Annotated in this window: 7 protein-coding genes; 2 read left to right on the forward strand and 5 right to left on the reverse strand. The window is 31.6% G+C overall.

The window, feature by feature from the left end; translation table 11 throughout:
- Positions 1 to 176 precede the first annotated feature (176 nt).
- Both ACN1CN_RS22325 and ACN1CN_RS22330 read left to right on the forward strand, forming a co-directional pair.
- Positions 177 to 1,013, forward strand: a complete 837-nt coding sequence (locus ACN1CN_RS22325) for a helix-turn-helix domain-containing protein (RefSeq protein ID WP_419137838.1) — start codon at positions 177 to 179, stop codon at positions 1,011 to 1,013.
- A gap of 87 nt (positions 1,014 to 1,100) precedes the next feature.
- A complete protein-coding gene (locus ACN1CN_RS22330) occupies positions 1,101 to 1,646 on the forward strand; it encodes a YbhB/YbcL family Raf kinase inhibitor-like protein (RefSeq protein ID WP_291287871.1) in 546 nt (181 codons plus the stop codon).
- 326 nt (positions 1,647 to 1,972) lie between these two features.
- Here ACN1CN_RS22330 and ACN1CN_RS22335 read toward each other — a convergent pair whose 3' ends face one another.
- The 5 genes from ACN1CN_RS22335 to ACN1CN_RS22355 all read right to left on the reverse strand — a co-directional run.
- Positions 1,973 to 2,461, reverse strand: coding sequence for a hypothetical protein (locus ACN1CN_RS22335; protein WP_419137841.1), 489 nt, complete (start codon positions 2,459 to 2,461; stop codon positions 1,973 to 1,975).
- 325 nt (positions 2,462 to 2,786) lie between these two features.
- Positions 2,787 to 3,269 (reverse strand): hypothetical protein, encoded by a 483-nt coding sequence (locus ACN1CN_RS22340; RefSeq protein ID WP_419137843.1) that lies wholly within the window; start codon positions 3,267 to 3,269, stop codon positions 2,787 to 2,789.
- Positions 3,270 to 3,591: 322 nt separating this feature from the next.
- Positions 3,592 to 4,131, reverse strand: a complete 540-nt coding sequence (locus ACN1CN_RS22345; protein WP_419137844.1) for a hypothetical protein — start codon at positions 4,129 to 4,131, stop codon at positions 3,592 to 3,594.
- A gap of 282 nt (positions 4,132 to 4,413) precedes the next feature.
- On the reverse strand, positions 4,414 to 5,292 hold the full coding sequence (locus ACN1CN_RS22350) for an ankyrin repeat domain-containing protein (RefSeq protein ID WP_419137845.1): 879 nt from the start codon (positions 5,290 to 5,292) through the stop codon (positions 4,414 to 4,416).
- A gap of 9 nt (positions 5,293 to 5,301) precedes the next feature.
- A partial coding sequence (locus ACN1CN_RS22355; protein ID WP_419137847.1) for an RHS repeat-associated core domain-containing protein occupies positions 5,302 to 6,413 on the reverse strand: 1,112 nt, incomplete at its 5' end.

The raw sequence follows: 6,413 nt of genomic DNA on the forward strand, positions 1-6,413 counted from the left end.
TTTTAATCGTTAATTAACCACAAAACCTGGTGGTCAATTTGCTCCGGAATCAGGTGGTCAGTTTGCTCCGGAACGGGTGGTCAATTTACTCCGGAATTAGGTGGTCAAATTGACCGGTTTTTCCAATTATACAACAGTAAATAATTGGGGATAAAAATCCGTTTCTTTTTATCAATATGAATATACTTACACTGCCTGACGAGTTAAATTTTGAAGGGTCAAATCTAATCGAGGTTTATGACTACAATAGCTCTAAGAAGGTTTCGAAGCAGCAAATCATTTTGAGTCAGCATGCCTTTAGTTTTTTAATGGAAGGAACAAAGGAAGTTGTTTTTGATAATTCGGCTGTATCGATAGATGCTTCGAAGTTTCTTATGATGCAATCGGGACCTTGTTTAATGACCGAAAAACTTTCGGCTGTTTCTAATTACAGAAGTATTGTTTTGTTTTTTTCAAATGAATTGGTTTTGCGATTTATGAGAAAAATGGAGTGGAGTAAAGCGGAAGTAAAAGAGTCTAAATCTGTTTATGCTTTTGAGTATGATGTATTCCTTAAACGATTTGTAAATAGTTTAGTGGATATTTCGAAGTTATCGATAGCGATTAAAAGTAAATTACTGGAAGTAAAGCTGGAAGAATTACTGCTTTATCTGACGGAGTTGCATGGTACAGCATTTCTGTCTTCTTTAACGGCTAATCGTAATGATTCTTCGCAAAAATTTGTTCAGATTATTGAAAGTAGTCATTTGAGTAAATTATCTTTAAAGGAACTTGCCTTTTTGTGTAATATGAGTGTTTCGACATTTAAACGAGAATTTGAAAAACACTATTCGGAATCGCCCATTAAATGGTTTCAAAACAAAAGACTGGAATTTGCTAATTACCTACTTCATAAAGAGCAGAAAAGCCCTTCAGAGGTTTATTTTGAAGTGGGTTACGAGAGTTTATCGAGTTTTACTCAGGCTTATAAATCAAAGTATGGAGTGACGCCGAAACAGGGACAGCTAAAATGAGCTTTTAGCTACAGTTTTTGAGCCTTTAACTTAATTCCTTTTTTGTCTTCAGTTTTAAATTTGTTTGAAATTCTAAAACACAAAAAAATGAAAAAAGTAAATGTAATTTTGATAATGTCTCTAATTTTCACAACGACAATTTTTGGACAAAAGACTTTTACGCTCAGCAGTAAAGATCTGGGAGGGGAGGCAACTAAAAAACAGGAATTTAAGGGATTTGGCTGTACCGGTGAGAATCAGTCTCCCGAATTGTCCTGGAAAAATGCTCCGGCCGGAACAAAAAGTTTTGCTGTGACGATGTACGATCCCGATGCACCCACCGGAAGCGGATTCTGGCACTGGGTTGTATTTGATATTCCTTCGGATGTAAATGAACTGCTGCCTAATGCCGGTAACAAAGATAAATTTGCAATAAAAGGTGCCATCCAAAGCATCACCGATTACGGAATTAAAGGTTTTGGTGGGCCATGTCCGCCAGAGGGGCATGGATTTCATCAGTACATTATCACTGTTTACGCTCTTAAAACCGACAAACTGGGACTTGATGAGAATACAAACCCGGCCATCGTAGGGTTTAATCTATGGAATCAGACGTTGGCTAAAGCCAGTATTGTGGCTTACTATAAAAGATAAATACGAATTGATATTTCGTAAAAAAAAGCAGGATGTTTTGAGTATCCTGCTTTTTTTATCGAGTATCGGTTTCTTTGTTAGTGATATTTCGTCGATTTTGAATTGATTTGCAAAACGGTATTTTTTGCATGGGAAAACTCTAGAATGCTCGCCATGTTTCATAAGAACTCTTGCAGAATAAGGTGGAGTAAATAAGGTGTTCGAAAACTAAAGCCCAGCTGATACTTTGTAGAAGCTCTTTGCGGGGGCGAAGTCAGAGACATTCGTACAGCAGCCACGCTTTGCCTAGCGGGTGAAGTTAGCAACCAACAAATTTGATATATTGCTTATTCTCTTGGAATAACAATTTCAATTTTAGAAATTAGTTTTTTGTTAAAATAAAAACCCACTTTAATTTTAGTGCCTTTTTTAACATCAACACTTGTCATCTCATACTGTCTATATGGCTCATTATGAATCTTGTAAAAAAATGCATTACGAATAGTATCACTAACACCTGATTTGAAATTTATATTAATCGAATTAAAACGATTATTTTCAGATGAAAACTTTATTGGCAACAGACCATATCGTTTAGTAGTGATACTTTTATCTAACCAAATATCAAAATTTTTCTTAACTAGATCAGTCGAATCTTTTAAAAATAAAATATCTAGCTTATCAGTAATAAATATTTCTTTTTCAATTGACTCTTTTTTACTAAGGGAATAAGAAAAGGAATATTGTATAAATTGACCATTTTTAGTAAAAAACACACTAAAAAAATAATATGCAACGATCACTAATAGCACATATATTATTGTTTTTCTATTCATTACTTCCTTTTTAGTTTTTTGTCAACATCTTGACCTTTGTTAGATTTTTCTATTTGTGCCTCTGCTTCGCAAAGTGTTCCTTTCGAGCGCTTTGCAAATGTCTCTAACTTTGCGTCAATTTACAAATATGCGATTTAAAACGAATAAGTCATAAAGTCTCTGACTTTAAAACTAAAATTCTAGATGCAATTTCTGGAGCAGAGTATGTTTAAAATTGTTATTATTGGAATAATAAAAGACAAAAGCCACTTCGTAATGAAGTGGCTTTTTTGATTTTGGACAACCCGATGGTTGTTTTTTAGTCTTTTATTATATCAATGTTCAATTAATTATTGCAAGCATATTTTTTCTCTTTAATTATTTTATATTTTTTATCACCTTTCTTTTGGATAACCCAAAATGAATAATCTATAGTAGAAAAATTTCCTTTGTCTATAAAAGAAGTCAAATCGACAGAATATCCTGACTTAGTGAAAACACCATCAATGTTTTTTTTAGTGGAAAGAAATAAAAATTTGTCATCTATTACAGTTGTATAAATGTTTGTAATCCCTTTTGAAGCTATAAAATTTTCAAGGCTATATTTTGTGATTAATATTATGTCATTTTTCATAATCTCAATGCTCCACTGAACACTTTTTGTTTGACAAAGGCTGTCTTTTTTCATAATTCTTTTTATTGTAGATTTCAGATGAGAATCATTTAAAAAGATAATTTCAGATGTATGAATTTTTTCTGACGTTTCGCCTTGTGAATAACAAAAATTGTTAAATACGAAAAACAGACATAATATATTTAATAACTTCATGGCATTTTTTCTTTTTAAATTTACTTTTTAGATTTTCCCCTACTCCGCAAAGTGTTCCTTTCGAGCGCTGGGAAATGTTTCTGACTTTACACTAACTTACAAATATGCAATTTAAAACGAATAAGTTATAAAGCTTCTGACTTTAAAACTAAAATGTTTAGATGCAATTCCCAGAAAATTAAAAATAATACTAAGAAAAACCGTAAAAAGTCAGGAGACTTTTATCAAGATTATAATTTCTAAGAAATAAAAAAAGTGCAAAGTCAGAGACATTTGCGCAGCTTTTCAGTTGAACTCTTTGGAGAGCGGGAGCTCAAATTTTTTATTTGAAAACTTCACCATTATTATTTAGAACCAAATTTTTTATAACATATGTATTTTTTGATACAGAATCAAATAAAAAATATTCAGAACCTATTTCTGAAGAACTAAAAGGAGGTGATAAAGAGATTATAGCATCCATTCTATTTCCTATATAATAATCCAAAATTAATTGTTCTTCTTTGTAGTTAGTTTTATCATCTCTTAAATTAATTGAATTTACATCTTTTAATGTATTGGAAATGTAAATTTGTTTGCTTGATTTTCTATCATAAATTAGAGATTTAAAATGATTTGTTCCTGAGATAGGAAGATGATTAACCCAAGAATATATGTATATGAAATCATTAGTCAAATTATTATTTAATTCTAGAAAAATTTTCTTAGTAGGATTAAAGTTTTTATGAGATAGTATAATATGAGCATCTCCATTTCTGGTATTATAAGCCTTTTTCATATTATTAATATTTTGATAGTTCTTATTACTACATCCTACTAAAATTGTTGAAAAAAATATTAAGGTTAATATTGACTTTTTCATTTTATCTCTTGCTATTGATGATTTTATTTAAAATTCCCTACTCCGCAAAGTGTTCCTTGCAAGTGCTAGGTAAATGTCTCGAACATTACGCCAATTTACAAATATGCAATTTAAAACGGATAAGTCGTAAAGACTCTGATTTTAAAACTAAAATTATTAGATGCATTTCGTAGAAAAGAAAAATTAAAAACAATATTAAGATTATAATTTCTAAGAAATAAAAAAAGCGTAAAGTCAGAGACATTTACGCAAATTTTTATGAGAACTCTTTGCAGAGCGGGGTTAATATTTTTTAATATAATCTTCCCAATCTTTTGGGTATTTTTTTTTAATTTTTTTTAGTATGTAATCAGGAATAGGTTCTTTACTGTAATCCAATCCTTTTTCTTCCAAAAATTGAATTACTTCAAGTTTACTTTTATATTGTTCAGACTTCAGGTCAATTATAGATTTCCGAAGGGCTTCTAAAATATAAACTTTTTGTCCATCTATTGTTTTGTACAACATTAAATTGAAATTTGCACCGTTTTGTAAAAGATATAAAACAACATCTAATCTATCAAGTGTTAAAGCCTCTGAAAGAGGTAAAATTGTGTGTCCTTGATTATGATAATTTACATTTGCACCCGATTCAACCAGAAATTTAACTTTCTGTAAGCTGTCAGGGTCTAAAAAACTAATGGCTGCCAATAAAGCAGTTTGTCTAACTTCATCACCTTCTTTAACGGGAGCACTTTCAATTGCATTTGGATTTCCTTTGTACTTTAAAATTAATTCAAGATATTTGGAATCGTTATTATTAGCTGCACAAATAACGGCCGATCCTCCTCTATACATATCCGCGACATTTGGGTTGGCTCCCGATGCTAACAATAATTTAGTAATTTGAAATTGACTGTTTTTTATCGATAACATCAATAAGGTATTTCCAAATTTAGGTTCTTTAAAATCAATATAGATCTTTTTCTTCTTATTACTAAGAATTTCTTTTATTTTAGTAGTGTCTTCATCTTCAACTGCTTTTGCTAACTCCCAAGCTGGAGTTTCTTGAAACAATTGATAATCATTTCCTAATAAATTTTGTTTATTGACGATATTTTCTCTGTTATTGCAACTAATAAATAAAAAAAATACACCAAAATATACAATTAGTTTTTTCATGACTTTAAATTATTTATATTTTTTCCACCAATTTGATACTGAATTTTTAACAAATCCTCCAAAGGATTGTGTTCTTAAGCTTTCAATAGCTGAATCAATACTATGACCATTAGCCGCACCTTGGCTACTTCCTGGCTCAATGTAATGTTTTCTTCCTCCTGCAGTTGGTAACCCAGTAGCACCCTGTACTGCATTAAGAGGGTCAGTTGTGACAATATACGCATCAGTTGTTGTTGATTTTTGAAGACCTCCAGGTGAAAATGTAGATAAGCCGGCAGCATTAAAAGTTATGGCATTATCTCCCGTTGCTATCGCATTAGCTTCAGCTAAACCACCACCTAAAGAATGCCCTGTAAATGTTAATTCAGCACCTTTAAGATTTGCGTCTAATTCTTTAGCATTATCAGTAGATTGTTGATATTGCTCAGACTTACCAAATACTTGCTTTACATCTTGTTTAGTATCTGTCATATCTTCAGTTCCAGCGGTAGCATAAGTATATTCTGTTTTACCTTTAACTGTTCGCTCATAAACTTGAGATTTAAAACCTGTATCGTTATTGTTTAATTTTAGACCTTTTCCTGCACTAGATACCTTCCAACCACCTATTAATTTCACCTTGTCCCCATAAACATGTTTTGACATTATAGCTGCTTCTAATGGTGAAGGTTTTGCTTCCATTCCATCAGGGTCAATGAAAAACACAGGATTATTAAGAGCATATGTATATGGATTGAATCTACGAGATTTTTCAGCTAGTGGGTCGATGTTCATCCAACGACCAATTGCAGCATCATAATTTCTCGCTCCATAGTCATAAACATTAAGCTGCAACTCATCTTGCAATTCTTTACCATTGTACTTATACTTATTTTCTACACCAGTTTTAACAGTATTATAGCCTTCGTGTTTTAATCCAAACGGATAATAATTGTTTTCTTCTTTAATGGCCAGTGTTTTATCATAACTCAAACGAACATTACCTAAATGATCTTTGTACTGATAGATATATTTATAAGAACTTCCAGAAGGCTCTACATAACCTTCGGCTGTTGGGAAAAACTTCAAAATACTGCTGTCATACTGGTAGCCTCCCAGATAATCTGTTTTTATGGCAGTTC

This window comes from Flavobacterium sp. T12S277, assembly GCF_048514875.1.
Lineage (GTDB): Bacteria > Bacteroidota > Bacteroidia > Flavobacteriales > Flavobacteriaceae > Flavobacterium.